Source organism: Ruegeria sp. H9, from assembly GCF_056532915.1.
In genome coordinates, this window is the sequence record NZ_JBQFNX010000001.1 from 980,510 (window position 1) to 997,513 (window position 17,004).

Sequence of the window (17,004 nt, forward strand, 5' to 3'; positions counted from 1 at the left end):
ATGGAACGCAGCTTTATCGCCAAGAACCCATCCGTGCTGGTCTTTCTTGCCATCCTGTCCCTGTTCACCCTGAGCGTAACCATCCTGTCCGAGGGTTTCGGGATCGGTGTAATCTCGACCAGTTTCGTCAAAACGCTGGGCAAAACCCTGTGCCTTTGCCTGATCGCAGTGGCGATGGATCTGGTCTGGGGCTTCACCGGCATCCTGTCACTGGGTCACTTCGCCTTCTTCGGGCTGGGGGGCTACATGATCGGCATGTGGCTGATGTACGAACGCACGCGCCTGATCGTGGTCGACTCGCTGGCACAGGCCGAAATTCCACCGACGTCGTCCGAAGTGGTGGACGCGATTGGAACACAAGTCTTTGGCGTTGTCGGATCGTCGGAGTTTCCGTTGATCTGGGCGTTCTCCCACAGCCTGACCCTGCAACTGATCCTGGTTGTGCTGGTCCCGGGTCTGTTGGCGCTGGTCTTCGGATGGTTGGCTTTCCGGAGCCGTGTCACCGGTGTATACCTATCGATCCTGACACAGGCGATGACGTTGGCACTGGCCCTGTATCTGTTTCAGAACGACAGCGGGTTGCGTGGGAACAACGGCTTGTCCGGCCTGCAGAACCTGCCAGGTGTCACCGCCTCGCAGGACGTGGTGTCGATCTGGTTCCTCTGGGCCTCGGCGCTGGCCTTGGGTCTGGGCTATATGCTAGCAGCCTGGATCGTGTCAGGCAAGTTCGGCTCGGTCATCCGCGGCATTCGCGATAACGAGGCACGGGTGCGCTTCCTTGGCTATTCAGTCGAGGTATTCAAGCTGGCCGTCTTCACCCTGACTGCTTGTATCGCAGCCATTGCCGGCGCGCTTTATTACCCGCAAGCAGGCATCATCAATCCCGAGGAAATGGCCCCTATCGCCTCGATCTATTTGGCCGTCTGGGTCGCCATCGGTGGACGAGGCCGATTGTATGGCGCGGTAATTGGTGCAGCTTTTGTCAGTCTTCTGAGCACGTGGTTCACGGGCGGACAGGCCCCGGATATTCCGCTTGGATTTTACACGATCAAATGGGTCGACTGGTGGCAGGTGCTATTGGGCATAACTTTTGTGTTGGTTACGCTGTTCGCCCCGCAGGGTATCGGAGGATTGTTCGACTTGTGGACCGACAGCCGCCACCCGGACAGGCATGGGGCAAATCTGGGACCGGATGACGGCGCTCTGCGCGAGAAGGAGGCCATCGAATGAGCACTTTGCTTGAGGTTAGCGGCGTTTCGGTCACTTTCGATGGTTTCCGAGCTATCAACAACTTGTCGTTTCAGATCGGCGAGGCCGAGCTTCGCGCCGTGATCGGCCCAAACGGGGCAGGCAAGACCACGTTCATGGACATCATTACAGGTAAAACCCGGCCCGATGAAGGACGTGTCATCTGGGGGGAGAAATCGGTATCTTTGTTGGGGCTGTCCGAGGCAAAGATCGCGCAGGCTGGGATCGGAAGGAAGTTTCAGAAACCCACGGTTTTCGAAGACCAGACCGTGCAGGAAAACTTGCTGATGGCGCTTCAGAACAAACGTGGCTGGCTTCACGTGCTTTTCTATCGAACCTCCACTGACGATTTGCAGAAAGTTGAAGATCTGGCTGTCGAAATCGGCCTGTATCAGAATCTAAGCCGCAAAGCTGGTGAACTGAGCCACGGTCAAAAGCAGTGGCTGGAAATTGGCATGCTGCTGGCTCAGGAGCCACGACTTTTGCTCGTGGACGAACCTGCAGCTGGCATGACACCGCAGGAGCGCGAACACACAACCGACTTGCTAGTACAAGCCGCCAGAACCCGTGCCGTTGTTGTGGTGGAACACGATATGGAATTTGTCCGACGCCTGAATTGCAAAGTCACGGTTCTATACGAAGGGTCCGCCTTGGCTGAAGGCAGTCTTGATCACGTGACATCTAACCAGGACGTCATCGACGTATATCTAGGGCGCTAAACAATGCTGAAGCTAACAGATCTGACTTTGCATTATGGGCATTCGCAAATCCTCAACGGGATTTCCATGGAAGCCAGACAAGGTGAAGTGACTTGCGTCATGGGGACCAATGGTGTCGGGAAAACCAGCCTTATGAAAGCAATATCAGGTACGCATCCGCGATCGGGCGGCAGTCTGGAACTGGACGGGGAAATTCTGGGCGTCCTGCCTGCTCATCAAATGGCGTGGAAAGGTGTGGCCTATGTCCCACAAGGTCGTGAGATATTTCCTTTGCTCACAGTTCGCGAAAATCTTGAAACGGGGTATGCCTGTCTGCCTGCCAGCGAACATTTCATTCCAGGTGATATATTTGATATGTTCCCGGTCCTCAAACAGATGCAAAACCGTCGCGGAGGTGACCTTTCTGGCGGTCAGCAGCAACAGCTGGCGATTGCACGGGCATTGATAACACGACCACGCCTGCTTCTGTTGGACGAGCCGACCGAAGGTATTCAGCCCAACATCATCCAACAGATAGGCGAAGTCATCCGACACCTCAGAACCACGAGAGGAATAGCAATCATTCTAGTGGAGCAATACTTTGACTTTGCCTATGAACTTGCCGACAGATTTATCGCGTTGCGACGAGGAGAAGTCATAAGCAACGGCACCAGGGAAGACGTGACACGCGGTGAGTTGCTGCAGGCTGTAACAGTCTAGTGCTGATACTTGAAATTGGTTTCGGAATTGAAGGATGAAATCCAAAATTTGGCACAATCTAAGCTCGGGACATGGTTTGATGATCTGAACAGGTTCAATTGAAACTGTATTTTCTTCTGAAACCCCATCGCGTGGTGTCTTCTGGCTTGAAGAGTAAATATTTTTTGATCAGATGACGGACTTCATTTCGTCCTATGGCTCGACGTGGACGCTCCTCCAACTTGCACCGCAATTAACGTAGTGACGGCTTTCTAGACGCACCTTTGTTGTGGAAGGCTTTTGAGCCGCAAACGGCAAAACCTGTACGCCGAAGAATTACCGAATGACTAATAGTCAATGACTTAAGTGTCATTGGAGGGTAAAACTATGTATCGCACAACTTTCCTGTTGAATGTCACACAAACCTGATCCAACCGTCATAGTCAGACCAGAAAAGCAGGGTACTTTCGACATCGGAAGGCGCTGCCAACGTTGGGCATCAGTTGAATTTGACCTTTGCGACCTAAGCTTTCCGCAATAGCGGGGGCGCTGCAGCCGGAGGGCGGCCCGGTTACGCGAATCTACTCCGTCCGAGGCAGGAGCAAAGCAGTGCATCTTGATGAACTGTAAGAAGCCGCATCGCGTTACAACAATCTAACCTTTGTCCTGCGCGAAACATCCAAAGTGGACCGCTTCGACGCATCGGCCTTTTTCGGTTTCGCGAGAGACATGGTAGAAAAACCGTTTTGCATTGCGGACCCGTCACCCTTCGGGATGCATTTTGGAAAGGCCTTAAAGAAAAAGGCCAGTTCGCCCGACGCTTTCACTATGCGTTGTTCGAGATCCGACAGGTATTCAACGTCCGTTTTTGTTGTTGGCGGTGTAATCAAATGCTGCCTCCAGCTCTACACTCAGACTTGCGGCCAAATCAAAAAACCGTCGTCGGACGGTCTCGGCGTAGGGATTGGCCTTCTCAATCGCTTCGAATACTTCTGGCGCATCGTGCTGAACCATGGAAATCGCCTCAGACAGCAAGTCAAAACTCTTCGTGGTCATGCGCGTTGGCAGCGGTCCCATTCGCAGAAGCACTTTGGCGATGAGGTGCGTGAGCCCTTGGACTACTGCCGCTTCTTGGTCGTGATCTTCTGGAGTTGTCATGATGACAGTCAGACCCAGTGTCTTGCGCAAAAACGCAGCAAGTCTGGCATGTTGCCTTCCCTGAATGGGGCAGACGGCAATTTTCAAACCCTTAATACCTGTCGCAGCACTCTGAGGACCAAACAAGGGGTGGGTCGCGATTATGTCTACATCGTTCGGTAGCCGCCGCCGCATGATTTCCGAGGGAACTACCTTTACTGAGCCTACATCAACAATCAGCGCGCTGGGCTTACAAGCAGCCGCGATCTCGCTGACAACTTGCTCAAATGAGGATACTGGTGCAGCAATGAGGACCACGTCAGCCTGCGATACTGAGTATAATGATGACAGACGTACTCCGAGTTGCTTTGCGGCCTTGGCAACGTCTGGGGACGGATCGTAAGCAGATATTTCGAAGTGCTGGCTAAGATGAAGGGCTGCAAGCTGTCCGAACGCACCAAACCCCACGATACCTAGTGAAGTGTTTTGATTTCTTCTGTTGTTGTTCATTTTTCGACCTTTAAATTTGCCGCCCGGCACAAGGTCGATTGTTTGTTGACCGCTGTCAGGGGCAGCGGAAACTAATGATGAAGCACCCGCAGCTATCGAAGCTGAGGATAATAGTCCTGGAGTGCAAAGAACGATTTCATCATGACAACAGCGATAAGACACCCGAGAGAGCAGAGTCAACGATATTGCTGCATAGCGGCAATCGGCTAGGGCGCTGCGTTTTAGAGTTTTGGATTCTATGCGGCCGTTCGGCCAACTCGATTTGAAGCCCGCATTGCGGGTAAAGTAGATGTTGCTTTTGACTCAGACTGTCCTTCTGGCAGCCGATTACTCGGCTGCCAAAACCTTGTGCCGGCAATAACATGATGCTTTGATTGGCACTTCGGCTCGGGCAGCGGCCTTGTCCAGTTGTAGTTTTATTTGGGGCGCTTCAACCGTTTCACCGCGCCGAGTCAGGCATTCGTACAAGCCGTGCAAGCTCCAGACATTGCCTGGGTGCTGGCAGGCCCGGCTAAGCGTTGCATCCAGACCAAGGTCGGCGCGATAGACGCTTTCCGCTTCCACCATATGGCCTTGCTCCAATAATAAAGCGCCGAGCGCATGCCGAGTGGGCTGCATCCAACCCCAGGGTTCGTCATAGGGCAGCGCATCATCAATCTCGACCGATCTGCGAAGATGCTCGAAAGCGCTCTCGTGCTCTCCCTTGTGATAGGCTAGCTCACCTAGCATCATTTGCTCAGCAACCTTCAAGATGTCGAGGCACGTGTTGTTGAACAGCATTCTGGTTTCAGGCACCCGATCCAAATCTTCATAAAACTTTAACTTTTCACCATCGGCTTCAGTGATCTTGTGCTGGTTCGCCAAGGCAACGGTTCGCGCGTACCGCATCATGGCGGTAGTGACGCAGAAAAGCTCTTCATCCACTGGCAGGTCCTGATCGAGTATCTCTTGCCAGCGTCCGAACCGGATCAGAACATGTTGCTTCATAGGGATGAAACCTTCGAACCAGTCGGCCATGGGGCGAAGGGTCTCCGCAGGTAATGTCGCAATCAATTCTTCCGCCGCTTCTATCGCTGCACTCGGTTGTCCGAGGAACATCGCCCCGTAGATCTTGAAGTGGTAATTGTGGCAGCGATAAACGGAGTAGAAGTTGTCGGGGCCTTCGTGCTTCAGAAACTTCCTGTCGGCAACGATGGCCGCTTGATTGCGAAGCACCACGTTCATGTAGTCACCGCACAAAACGTCGACATGAGTAGGCATATGCAGTAGGTGCCCGGCGTCCGGAATCAGTGTGCTGAGCGCATCGCCATGGCGCAGCGCCCTTTCGGGGTGTGGGGACATTTCCATCAGATGGATATACATGTGTAGAAGCCCAGCATGTTCCCATGCGCCAGGAAGAGAGGAGAACGCTGTGTCGAGCACGCCAATTGCCTCAAGCGTGTCTGCGCCTTCGGCTGGCTTCCCGGTCCGTAAATCCCAAAGCTGCCAAGGCGTCCGGTTCATGATAGCCTCGGCAAGGACGGCGCACACGTCCAGATCATTGCTGAATTCGGCATGGACTTTGCGCATTGCGGTAGCAAAGGCATCATTCCAGGGTCTGAAATCCTCTACGTCTGGCGAACTCGGATAGCGGGATGGGATCGCCTCGATCAAGGCACGTTCAATTGGTGTCAATCGATCTAAAAGCGCGTTAGCGGCTTCGATTGATGCACTTGCCAATGCGATGCAGTCGGGCTTCTCGTCGTCCTCAAAAGTTTCCCAAGGCTTGTTGTAGTTAGGTCCGATGCAATACGCGATGCCCCAATGCGCCATCGCACAATCGGGGTCGGCGGCAAGAGCCTTTTGAAAGCAAACTATCGCCTCTTCGTGATTATAGGCATATGTCCACGCCAAGCCCCGATCAAACCATCTCTGAGCGTTATCTGACGACGTTGAAATCTTACGAGTGTAGTCGCCGAGGTCGTAGTACTCCATCGGGATTTTCCCCCACTAAATTCGCTAAGTTTATCATGGAACGCCTTGAGTCGATAGCGACGCCGCAATTTGGCGAGAAATGGAGTACCTGCTCATTCTTTTAGCTGATTTGCGCTCACTGTTGTCATGTGGGCGCTTCTGTCTGATGACGCCTGTCTTCGCTATGCGGTTCTTGGCTGTCTCCGGTTCGAGGTTTCAGTCTTTCAGGTCCGGTTCTTCCGTCTGCGTAAGCTCATCAAGATCGAGGCAAGGACAGAGACTCGGACAAAACGGCCTTTCGCAAAAAGACGTATCTGCAGGCACTTTACGTGACTGTATCTCCGATTTTCCGACTTTTAGAGACCTTGCGAACGGTAATCTCGAAGCAAAAAACACGCCTTCTGACAAGTTATCGATTCTAACATCTTATGGGCGTGGTAGAGTTTTCGAGCAATCTTGCGGGAAATAACCATGAGCCAACGTCGCCTTGCTGCAATCCTGTCTCTCGACGTCGTCGGCTTCAGTCGGATGATGCAGGGTGGCTCAAAGGCACTGCTCAAAACACTGAACACGCTGTACCGCGATTTGGTGACACCAATCGTCGGACAGCACCATGGCCGGGTGGTCAAACTTCTTGGCGATGGGGCACTAATAGAATTTCCGTCAGCGAGTCACGCACTCGAAGGGGCAATCGCGATTCAATCCCACCTTAGAGAGCCAGACCATCCATATTTGGTTCCAGAACGCATTCAGCTTAGAGCAGGCTTGCATGTAGGCGATGTCACTGTGGACGGTGAAGATATCTTCGGAGGCGGCGTAAACATTGCGGCACGTCTCCAAGCGGCAGCTGAACCCGGTGGCATTCTGGTCTCAAAAGTACTCTGCGATCTTGCCGGGTCGGATTATGCCAACCGATTGCACAGAGAGGGACTGCGGACACTCAAAGGTATTGCACAGCCGATTGAGGTATTGTCGATTAATTTCACTGATGAAGGTGTATCAAAGTCACGAGTTGATTTCGCCAAAACACAAGAAATCCGCTACTGTCAAACTGATGACGGCATTAGTCTGGCTTGGAGCGTAGTGGGTGACGGATCCCCGGTTGTTAAAGCACCAAGTTGGATTGGACATCTAGAACTGGACTGGCGCAATCCTGCGGTGGCTCCAATTTGCACTTCGGTTGCGCAACATCACCGACTAATTCGATTTGATGCACGGCTCAACGGTCTTTCCGACTGGGATGCAGAAACTTGCACGTTCGATAGGTTCGTTGATGACTTGGAAACCGTTTACGACGCGGCTGGTTTAAAGCGCGCGCCAATCCTTGCGATTTCACAGGGGTCTGCTGTAGCCGCCGCCTTTGCAGCCCGTCGACCAGACCGGGTCTCGGCAATTGTTATGATCGGTGGTTTCCCAGTAGGACGAGCAAAACGGAAGTCTCCGAAGGATGTGGCGCGGGCTCTGGCTATGAAACACATGATGACTGCAGGGTGGGACGACGAGTATCCGTCTCTACGCGATTTGATGGCGCAGATCATTGTGCCTAGCGCGAGCCAAGAAGCCCGGCGGCAATATGCAAAAGACATGAGCCAAATGATCTCGCCCGAAAACATGGGACGGTATCGCGATGTGATCGACCAAATTGATATCCGGCAAACATTGTCAAAGGTTGAGGTGCCGTGCCTGGTTTGTCATGCGACGGGAGACAGGATGCAACCGGTCGATCAGGGACGGCTGTTCGCAAAGGGATTGCCCAACGCGAAGTTCATCGCCTACGAAAGCTCTAACCATGCCATGCCGGACAACGACCCAGAGTGGCCGCGTTTCGAGAGAGACGCATTGGCTTTCTTAGCAGAGCACAACTGAAAGGTTTTGTCAGATTAACTACGCTTCACCGTGGCGCGGGATGGCGTTTGGGAATGACCAGACCAAACTCCGTCAAGTACTTCAAAAGCATTCCTGGGGTCATTCGCCCAATCGTGATCCTGGTAGGCATCGACCTCTATCCGGCGATTGAAGTAATGGTTTGCTTGGTCCGCAGGAGAACTGACCACTCAACCAAAGATCGCTTCATGTAAAACCCGTAAAACATCGCTTGTCGTTTGTTTTATCCCATTTATGGCGAGCGGGTTTGAAGGTGCTGGCTGAAGTATGCGTTCCGCAATTACCATGAATTCAAATAGAATGGCTAACGTTAGTTGTTTAACAAGTCCGCGCTCAAAGTGCTTTTTCATATGCAAATTTGCCAGCATCGGCTTTGGTTTCTTTCTCACCATTTACATACGTCCAAGTCACCTCGTCGCTGGAAAAATCTAGTTTCAAAACGCCGGGAGCATTGGTGATCAACTGATCCGCAAAAGCGGCGGGTTCTAATCGATCGGTTTCTGTATTCCCTCCAGCGCCTGAGATGAAATTCATAGTGCCACCCTTGGCGGGCCTCCCATTTCCATCCGTCGGCTCGGTGCGCTCGTAAAATGGTTATGCCCATATAACACAAATAAAACACCGGAATCTGCAAGGACTTTAAAAAGTGCTTTTGCGTCGGAACCGCCCCTCGGAACGGTTGAGTAGGCAGGTTTGTGATAAAAGTCACCAATGCAAGCATCTGGGTTTGCGGTAATAATTTCGTTCAACCAGGTTGCCTGTGGAGAGCCAGGCGACGCATCAGCCTCGCTATTTAGCGATAGCAGGGGCCAATTACCTGATCGAAGCGCATAGTAGCCCTTCCGATCTGGCCCTGCGCGTTCTCGCCAATAATCATAGTATCCATAAGCACCCGGAGATTTGCATTCATGATTTCCGGGAGCAGGCCATGTCCGTGATTTTGCCGCCCTCCAGTAAGGCTCATGGTAATCGTCAAACGCGGCAGGTTCTCCACGCCCATACCCGATCCACAGTTTGGATATGTAGCAACTATGGCCGCTTAGGTAAACTAACGTTGGGCATGCGATGAAGTGGGCTTTTTTCGCAACCTATTCTGCGCGGTTGCACCTGCATCCGGTCAATTTGCGCGCTTCGCAATCGACTAGTGCCTTGAGCCGATCTACCACCTCAACGACATCGAGGTAAATCGCTTTAGAACCCACTTAAACGTTCTATGAGCCAGTACATCGATACCGACCCGATGCCATAAGCGGCAATCACAGTCGCCCTTTGGCTAACTGGACGTGCCATCAATCGCCAGATCGCGACAAGAAGTGCCAAAGCTCCGACAAAGCTCAACTGACCAGCTTCGACGCCTAGGTTGAAGGCAAACAAGGCTGCAGGAATATCGTTGGAGGGAAGTCCTATCTCGGCCAAAGCGCCTGCAAAACCAAGGCCGTGCAAAAGCCCAAATCCGAAACAAACGATCCAGGGCTTTTGTTTTGAAAGTCGAAAACGCCCGTCACCGCCCTTAACAATTTCCATTGCCAAAAAAACGATAGAAAGCGCAATGACGGCCTCGACCGGCGGGCCGGGGACATTCAGAAATCCCAGCGTTGCCAGTGCCAGTGTTATTGAATGTGCCAAGGTGAATGCCGTGATTGCTCCCGCCAGTCTCCACGGATCAGGGACCAAAATAAATAGGGCGAAGACGAAGAGCAGATGATCCCAGCCTTCTAGTATGTGTTCATAACCCAACTGAAAATAGGCTATGAAAACAGACCATGTTGTCTGTTCAAAAGGTATATTTTGGATGGCAGCATCCGGGGTGAAACGAAGCGTGGCAGGCTCGGAGTGCAGAGGATGCACACGGACCAAAACGTCGTTCTTTTGTGCCGCCAGTCCGTCGATCTCGATGGATTGGCCCGCGATCTCAGCACGGCATTCGACAATCCAGGAAGAAACCCACGCTCGCCCATCGGAGATTGGGTCAGGGCCGTGTGAGGGTGTACAGCCATCCGGTAACACCGCATCAATCGCCATTGGTTGACCATACACATCTGGTTTTCGCCAATGAACACTCCAAGTGTCCGTAGTGATTTGTCGAATTTCCAAGTATCCCGGATCAAGCGCATGCGCGTTGGCGTACCCCGTGGGCCACGTGAACAGCAGAGCAAACATCAAGCTGAAGATGAAGTTCATTTGACCTGACCTGTGAGATCGGGTGCTGTGATCTCATAATTGTCGGCAAGAGCCTCGTATTGCGCCTGCGCCAAATCTTCGCTCATGGCGCGACGCCAATCACGAAGCACCACACTGTGGATCTCTTGCAAGCGAGGTATCCGGCTTGGTTCAATGGCAAGCACTTTCACCAGATGGACGCCGTAACCCGATTGGACCGGCCCCATCCACTGGCCTTTTTCGAGATTGGCGAGACCATTGGAAAATCCGGTTCCAAAGACCGAGTCGATTACCCGTGTCGCGGATAGGGGCATTGATGCAGGCAGTAGTGTCGCGCTTTCCAAGCCGGAAGTCTCTTGTTCCGCACGCAAGGCGGCCAGTGCCCTTTCAATCTCGGTCTCACTTGGTCCTTCACCAAGAAAAACTTGAGTGAACGCGACCTTGTTGGGTGTCGCGTAGCGGTCCGTGTTTTGTTGGAGGAAAGCCTCTAGATCTTCGTCTTCTGGAATAACTGAAGCGGCGATGGCTTCGGTCAGAAAATCCATCTTTTGGCTCAGCCGCGACCTGATCACGCTATCTCCGCGTTCTAAACCAAGTTTTCTTGCTTCCCTAACTAATACTTCTTCGCGAATTGAAGCGTCGACCAACGCTTGTAGCTCAGAACCGCTTGGCTGGCGTTTCCACCTTGCTTCGAACTGTGAAGCTAACAGCGCGGCATCACTTTCGCTTATAGTTATCGTCTCCGGATCTGCAGCGGCGTCGTTATCTGGTGATATTATGTGGAACCAAATGAATATGGCAGCTCCGATCAAGAAGAAATGGAACAGAGGTTCTTTCACTATTCGCATGAAGGCTCCTGCGTGAAACGCGATACGGCATTATGTTTTATGCTGGCATCAGGCAGTTGAGTAACACAAGGAATTGCAACTCAAGGCGCGCCGCTTATCATAAGAGCGTCCCGAGTTAGTGATTGCGACCTGGGTCCCCAAATCTGCACGAAGTAAGGTCACTCTGCCGGCGTGTACCAAATCGGCGAGGAATACGCGCGCTCCTGATGCGTAAGTACCGCATCTTCTGGCAGCTCCGCACCAAACCTCAGTTTGTCGTACAACACCCAGCGTGGGGTTGGGATTTCGAGCGCACGTACGTAATAGAATGCCCGCGCATTTGGATCGAAATCAGGATCAGACCAAACAGTTACCAGTTCGGCGGTTCCAATTGTATTGGTCCAGCTGGCGGTTTCCAGATCCACGGTATTCCCAACCGCAGGGATCTTGCCGTTTTGATCGGCAACACGGTTGTCCGACCATGCCACGTCATAGACGTTTTCCTGCAAAGCACCTTCGGAATCGAGCCATCCCTTTATCACCTGCACGCGATCCAGGTTGGCCCCGACCGGGTCGCGCAGAGCAGCGATCAGGAATGTGGGCGGACCTTCACCCTCGCGAGGTCGCAGATCCGAACCCATTGGAACACCTTTTGTGTAGCCCACATCCGCAAGGAAGCGAGTTTCAACATCAGCGTCGAGGAAATCCCATCCGCCAAAGAACCGTAGACCAATCCGCGGTCCAGTGCTCGCGTAGGTTTCGCGCCGCTTGAACGCATCGAAGATCGCAGCGCGAGTATTGTCGGTCGCCCAAACGGCCGTGTACCCGGAAGCTACAAGGAGGTCGCCAGGAATTTCGCCAAGATCGTTGGCGATGAAAGGATGCTTTATTCTCGTGGCCGAAGGTTCAACGCTGACGGATTTTCCGAAGAAGTTGTCTTCCTCAGCAGTTGCCAGAGACGTATGGCTGTCCGTCGCGCCACCCATGCCAAACTTATATGGGTTCACGCCGAACTTATCTTCCAACAACAAACCGCGCTTCAAGGCTTCTCGGGCGTACTCGCCGGCCAGCATGTCATCAGTTTTCAGCTCGGTTATGTCGAGGTTGCCAACGTCCCAGTTTTCGTAATCCGCGAATTCGTCGTCGGGGCTCAGATAGGGGTGCGCTTCGCCATCGCCCTTGATCTGAGTGACTTCGTAATGGGGTTCCCATTTTGCGCGGGCAGCCACATATTCCTCGTCGACCTTGCCACCGTGATAGGTGTCTTCGGTCGGGAACATCCATCCGTTCGACAGGTTGCCATTATGGGCGAAAGCTACCGCGCGACCACCCGTTTTTTCTTGATAGTCATCTAGCCATGAATACAGCGTTCTTGGGTCGGTATCACCAAAGGGCGGTTGCGTGACTGGCGGCACCATCTGAAGCGCCCTGATGGGCCCATCGCGCAGCATAACATTCCGGTGCAGGTTGAAGCCCTTGGGTACGGAAGTCCACTCGAACCCTATGAACGCCGTGAAATTGCCGGGGTCGTTATGTTCTTCCGCAGCCAGAACGATTTGCTCCCATGTAAAAGCAAAAGCGTCAGCACCCGGGCTGTAGGAGTCCAGAAGGACTTCTGGCAGGGTCATTTGCGAGAAATTGGTAATGATATCGAACGCCGCTTTGCCGGCCTCTTCGCCGCCTGCCTTGTAACCTTCGTACCATTCCAAACCTTTCGGATCGGCAAGAACGCCTGGCTTGCCAGCCTGAAGGTCAGGGGCGAATCCCATTAGGTCAGTGTGATCCGTGAGAACCATCCAGTCCAAAGGCCGGGCCAGTCTTACTGGTTGACCCGTTGAAGAAGTAACCTGTTCACCTTTTGCAAAACGCCATGCTTCATCAGGCAACAGAGTGTTCCCAAAAGCACCTGCGTCCAGCGAAAGCCCGGTGTGAAGATGCGTGTCTCCCCACAGCGGTCGCTCGGGGAAAGTGCGTTCGGCATACGGGGAATACGGTTGATCTGAGAACAAGCCTGCCGCGGCTTCTTCACTTGGAACAGCATCTGCAAGGACAGTCGATGATGCCAGCCCTAGTGAGATAGAACAAACAAAAGCTCGAAGCATGTGGAACTCCTAAATCAAGATAGCGCGGTGGTGCCGATGACTTACAACTCAAGAATTTATATTCCTATTTATCTATATAACATCAATTTTCCGTTTGTGGGGATATTCCGCTTTTGGCATTGTCACGATGGTACACTTAGGAGTTTGTCTGAAGAAGTTGGTCTAACAATAACTCCATAAGCCATCTCCTAGATTGTTGTGCTCAACATCGAGAACGGAAGCTTTAGAGAAATTGCGACTCAGCACCGTTAGGATTGGCAAATGCTCGGCCGCCCTCCATTGCAGCAGCCATCTAACTTTAAGATGAAGGCCTGAGATGGATCTTGGGATGATTTAAGATCAGCAACTCGCCGCAGCCCAAACCAGGCCTTCAAACTTGCGCCTTGCAATTCTAGCTTTGCAGACTTTGCCGCTATTAGCGATTAACTGTTTTAATGTCCGCTCTCAGATCAAAGAAGAAAGCGAAAAAAAGCGGTCAGGCTAAGGAAAGCTGATCTTCGACGACCCGGAGCTGAAGGCCCCGCTTGCGGACAAAGCAAGGGTAAATCTCAAAACTGAATCGCGGTAATTTAAGTTGCTAATAGTATCAAGATATTCAACGCTGTGCATCAGATGGGCGCGCGCGCATTGCTCGAAAGCTTGCTTGAGGGTCCCGTTCAGCCAATCCCTGCGTTGGCGAGGATCAATGTTTGCACAATGATTGGATAGCCCCATGGCCTTCTCATTTCGCTTCCAGTTAGCGCCCGTTGCATTAATCGCCCTTGCGACGACGGCAGTACACGCTCAAACCGCCGACACCATATACACCAATGCGCAGGTCTATACGGTCGACCCTGAACAAGAATGGGCCCAGGCGTTTGCGATCGAGGATGGACGTTTCATTGCTGTCGGTTCAGCAGAAGAAGTCGTTGCGCTGGCTGGGAGCGAGACTGAAACGATCGACCTTGCGGGTGCGATGGTATTGCCGGGCCTTTATGACATCCATGTTCATTTCCGCAATTGGTACGTTGCTGCGGCATTGTCTGACGAGGTGATCCTACTCCCGGGCGATGCCGACCCGGAAGCGGCAGCGGAGTTGATTCGCGAATTTGTAGCTGCGCGCCCAGATCTCGAATACCTTTTTGGATCTGGATTGGCCAACGAGCTGTTTGATGGAGAACCGAATACTACTTGGCTTGATGAGGCAGTCTCTGATATTCCGGCCTATATTATCACTGCAACCGGGCACGAGGCAGTGCTGAATACACCGGCGATGATCGATAGCGGTATTGATGTCGATACGCCGGACCCACGGAACGGGATCATTGTGCGGGATCCAGAAACAGGAGAAGCAACAGGCTACATGAAAGAGGCCGCGATGGGTCTTTACGCGATGCCATTTCTACGCGGGCTGGATATCGAAACCCACGTTGATGGCGCAAGGGACGTGCTACACTTGCTTGCCTCAATGGGTGTGACATCTGCCAGAAACATGCATAGCGAATTGATAAATGTGCAGGCGCTACATCGGCTTGCAACGACCGAGGGGCTTCCGATCAGGGTTAGTGTGGCGTGGACCTACGATTCTCCGACGCGGGCATATCAATCCGTGGAAGACCAACGTGCTGCAATCGACACGTTTCAAGACTTGATCGCGCCACGGCTGGACCCAACCTTTATTAAGGTCAATATCGATGGCATCCCGACTGAAACCGGTGCGATGCTGGAACCTTTCCTGACGAACGCCTCGAAAGCGGAGCAGTCCCAATCTGACGCGGTTTCAAAGTATGATCCTCTTGCTTCTGGTCAGGGCGACTATGGGCTAATCTTTTTCACCGAAGAGGAACTTGTGGCCGACATTATCCGGTTTGAAGAACAAGGTATGAAAGGCATGGTTTTCCACACTGTGGGTGATCGCGGTGCTCGGCTTGTTCTGGACGCAATGGAAATCGCACGAAACCAACTGGGCGAGCTGAAAGGCCGCTACCAGCTTGCCCATTCGTTTTTCATATCGGAAGATGACATGCCAAGACTGGCAGAACTCGATCTGACACCGGAATTTTCGCCAGTACTATGGTTTTCGAACCCCCACAACGATGTCGTCAACCGCGTGGTTGGCCCGGAACGCGCGCAGAGGGTTTTCCCAATGCGCTCTGTGGCTGACGCCGGAGGACGGGTCGTTATCGCTTCTGATGGTCCGTTGTTCATGCAGACCCCATTGGCATCGATCGAGGCGGCCGTGACCCGTATCGATCCTGTGGCTGACACGAGTCCACCCGATCCTGCGGTGGGCCAAGCGATCACGCTGAAGCAGGCAATTGATGCCCGCACAATCAACTCTGCATACTTGGATTTTGCGGAAGAAGAGCTTGGCTCAATCGAAACAGGCAAGCTTGCCGATTTCATCGTGCTTGACCGCAACCTATTTGAAATTCCGATCTCGGAGGTCAGTGAGGCGCAGATATTAAAGACGTTCGTCGAGGGCGAGATGGTTTTTGAGGCCAAATAACGTTTTGATCTGAGTTTATTTAACTCACTGGCAGCAAGGCTTCCGAAAGAGACGCATGGTCCAGGCTCTCTTGGGGGTTACAAGGCCATGCGCTTGTGAACGCACCGGGTTCAATTCGGCAAGGCCGAGCGCCTGTACAAGTGTTTGTTTCAAGGCACGCCTTCAACCATGTAATTCTCGCTTTCCGTGCTTCTTTTTCATTGGCAAACCTTGCGTCATTGGGCGCGATGGGCTCGAGGCACGTGTTTGGCAAACTTGAATAATTGGCTGTTAAGCAGACAAAAGCTGCCGTTGATCGTTCAGTACGATCGGTACTCAAAAAACTAATCGGTGGGCATTCTGAGAAAGCCGCTATCGCACCTTCTTCACTTTCTGGGTTGTGCTTTTGATCACAACGAGTGTCTCATCTGCTTGTAATATGTTCGTTGGATCTTAGCCGTGTTCGAAGCGCCGACATACCTCGCGATAACATCGATTGCAGTCATTGGTACTGTTCACGTCTTCTGCGTGTCTTTTTTCCGCAGATTCCCGGCCCCGGCAAGCTGGCTATCTGATTTTTCATCAGGGATCGGACTTGGCTATGCTTTCCTTTTCTTGCTGCCAAAAATCGGTGAATTGTCAGCCGGTTTAGCTGCAACCGGGAAATGGGAACACTCGCTGTATGGTTACTCTCTGCTAGGATTTCTCGCTTACTACTTGTTGGAAGCCGGTCGCGAGATAGGGGTCGACAACAGGTTGTCTCTTGGCTTGGATACAGTGGCACTCGGAACCTATAACTGCTTGCTTGCCATTACAGTCATGCAAGCAACCGCAACTTCGCCTGAACTGTACGTCATAGGAACGTTGGCCTATTCGCTGCATTTATTTGGAGTGAATATTTATCTCTATAAAACCCACCCCGGGCATATGTCTGGATGGTTACGTACATATTTTGTCGCTTCACTTACGGTCGGCATATTGATCGGTCTCAACGCGGACAAAAGTAGCATGCTCTATTCAATCGCGACCGGGTTAACGGGGGGGGTGATTATAGCTCTATCTCTTCGGGTTAAACTGCCCGATCGTTCTTCAATGAATACAAAGGCTCTTTTGATTGGTTTGGTGTTCGCTGCGGTCGCAGTCGTTGTAACCCGGTACTGATCCGAGGACACTATTGGACTTTTCTTTAGATTAATGCACCGGATGTTTCTCAGCCTTTTTTGAGAGGTATGGGCAAAGCATCGGATTGCTCTTCAGGCAGCGCCCTCTACCAATTGGCTTTGAAAACACACTTAGAACTTCAGTCGGATGATCGTGCG

General features: G+C 52.5%; 12 protein-coding genes. 6 read left to right on the forward strand and 6 right to left on the reverse strand.

The annotated features are described in order from the left end of the window. Genes urtC through urtE form a run of 3 tightly spaced genes read left to right on the forward strand, consistent with a single transcriptional unit; the run spans position 1 to position 2,666 of the window. Positions 1–1,230: an urea ABC transporter permease subunit UrtC gene (urtC, locus tag ACR0CZ_RS04590; protein ID WP_170424908.1), complete on the forward strand. Its 1,230-nt coding sequence runs from the start codon at positions 1–3 to the stop codon at positions 1,228–1,230. Further along, the gene (gene urtD / locus ACR0CZ_RS04595) at positions 1,227–1,967 is read left to right on the forward strand and encodes an urea ABC transporter ATP-binding protein UrtD (protein ID WP_480537051.1); all 741 of its coding nucleotides are present in this window, start codon (positions 1,227–1,229) and stop codon (positions 1,965–1,967) included. Before urtC ends, urtD begins: the two co-directional genes overlap by 4 nt. A 3-nt stretch (positions 1,968–1,970) precedes the next feature. Next, positions 1,971–2,666 (forward strand): urea ABC transporter ATP-binding subunit UrtE, encoded by a 696-nt coding sequence (gene urtE / locus ACR0CZ_RS04600; RefSeq protein WP_170392778.1) that lies wholly within the window; start codon positions 1,971–1,973, stop codon positions 2,664–2,666. Between the two features lie 834 nt (positions 2,667–3,500). Here the strand turns inward: urtE and ACR0CZ_RS04605 are convergent. Both ACR0CZ_RS04605 and ACR0CZ_RS04610 read right to left on the reverse strand, forming a co-directional pair. Beyond that, the gene (locus ACR0CZ_RS04605) at positions 3,501–4,472 is read right to left on the reverse strand and encodes a prephenate dehydrogenase/arogenate dehydrogenase family protein (RefSeq protein ID WP_480544526.1); all 972 of its coding nucleotides are present in this window, start codon (positions 4,470–4,472) and stop codon (positions 3,501–3,503) included. 147 nt (positions 4,473–4,619) lie between these two features. After that, on the reverse strand, positions 4,620–6,266 hold the full coding sequence (locus tag ACR0CZ_RS04610; RefSeq protein ID WP_170392777.1) for a hypothetical protein: 1,647 nt from the start codon (positions 6,264–6,266) through the stop codon (positions 4,620–4,622). Positions 6,267–6,716: 450 nt separating this feature from the next. Here ACR0CZ_RS04610 and ACR0CZ_RS04615 point away from each other — a divergent pair, with 450 nt between their 5' ends. Continuing rightward, positions 6,717–8,111: an alpha/beta fold hydrolase gene (locus tag ACR0CZ_RS04615; RefSeq protein WP_170392776.1), complete on the forward strand. Its 1,395-nt coding sequence runs from the start codon at positions 6,717–6,719 to the stop codon at positions 8,109–8,111. Positions 8,112–8,462: 351 nt separating this feature from the next. Here ACR0CZ_RS04615 and ACR0CZ_RS04620 read toward each other — a convergent pair whose 3' ends face one another. From ACR0CZ_RS04620 to ACR0CZ_RS04635, 4 genes are all read right to left on the reverse strand, one after another. After that, complete coding sequence (locus ACR0CZ_RS04620; protein ID WP_170392775.1) at positions 8,463–8,663, reverse strand: hypothetical protein; 201 nt, start codon at positions 8,661–8,663, stop codon at positions 8,463–8,465. Between the two features lie 657 nt (positions 8,664–9,320). Beyond that, positions 9,321–10,310, reverse strand: coding sequence for a HupE/UreJ family protein (locus tag ACR0CZ_RS04625; RefSeq protein ID WP_170392774.1), 990 nt, complete (start codon positions 10,308–10,310; stop codon positions 9,321–9,323). Further along, complete coding sequence (locus ACR0CZ_RS04630; RefSeq protein WP_170392773.1) at positions 10,307–11,137, reverse strand: peptidyl-prolyl cis-trans isomerase; 831 nt, start codon at positions 11,135–11,137, stop codon at positions 10,307–10,309. The genes ACR0CZ_RS04625 and ACR0CZ_RS04630 overlap by 4 nt, the downstream gene beginning before the upstream one ends. A gap of 158 nt (positions 11,138–11,295) precedes the next feature. Further along, entirely contained in the window at positions 11,296–13,218 is a 1,923-nt protein-coding gene (locus tag ACR0CZ_RS04635) for a DUF3604 domain-containing protein (RefSeq protein ID WP_170392772.1), read from the reverse strand. A gap of 712 nt (positions 13,219–13,930) precedes the next feature. On the opposite strand from ACR0CZ_RS04635, the gene ACR0CZ_RS04640 reads away from it, so the two are divergent. After that, positions 13,931–15,706, forward strand: coding sequence for an amidohydrolase (locus ACR0CZ_RS04640; RefSeq protein ID WP_170392771.1), 1,776 nt, complete (start codon positions 13,931–13,933; stop codon positions 15,704–15,706). 438 nt (positions 15,707–16,144) lie between these two features. Next, positions 16,145–16,846, forward strand: a complete 702-nt coding sequence (locus ACR0CZ_RS04645) for a hypothetical protein (RefSeq protein ID WP_480544982.1) — start codon at positions 16,145–16,147, stop codon at positions 16,844–16,846. Positions 16,847–17,004: the final 158 nt, after the last annotated feature.

What these genes read in the sequence shown, in the direction of transcription:
- urtC (WP_170424908.1), top strand. Translation starts at nt 1, where the DNA reads ATGGAACGCAGCTTTATCGCCAAGAACCCATCCGTGCTGGTCTTTCTT.
- urtD (WP_480537051.1), top strand. Translation starts at nt 1,227, where the DNA reads ATGAGCACTTTGCTTGAGGTTAGCGGCGTTTCGGTCACTTTCGATGGT.
- urtE (WP_170392778.1), top strand. Translation starts at nt 1,971, where the DNA reads ATGCTGAAGCTAACAGATCTGACTTTGCATTATGGGCATTCGCAAATC.
- ACR0CZ_RS04610 (WP_170392777.1), bottom strand. Translation starts at nt 6,266, where the DNA reads ATGGAGTACTACGACCTCGGCGACTACACTCGTAAGATTTCAACGTCG.
- ACR0CZ_RS04615 (WP_170392776.1), top strand. Translation starts at nt 6,717, where the DNA reads ATGAGCCAACGTCGCCTTGCTGCAATCCTGTCTCTCGACGTCGTCGGC.
- ACR0CZ_RS04620 (WP_170392775.1), bottom strand. Translation starts at nt 8,663, where the DNA reads ATGAATTTCATCTCAGGCGCTGGAGGGAATACAGAAACCGATCGATTA.
- ACR0CZ_RS04625 (WP_170392774.1), bottom strand. Translation starts at nt 10,310, where the DNA reads ATGAACTTCATCTTCAGCTTGATGTTTGCTCTGCTGTTCACGTGGCCC.
- ACR0CZ_RS04630 (WP_170392773.1), bottom strand. Translation starts at nt 11,137, where the DNA reads ATGCGAATAGTGAAAGAACCTCTGTTCCATTTCTTCTTGATCGGAGCT.
- ACR0CZ_RS04635 (WP_170392772.1), bottom strand. Translation starts at nt 13,218, where the DNA reads ATGCTTCGAGCTTTTGTTTGTTCTATCTCACTAGGGCTGGCATCATCG.
- ACR0CZ_RS04640 (WP_170392771.1), top strand. Translation starts at nt 13,931, where the DNA reads ATGGCCTTCTCATTTCGCTTCCAGTTAGCGCCCGTTGCATTAATCGCC.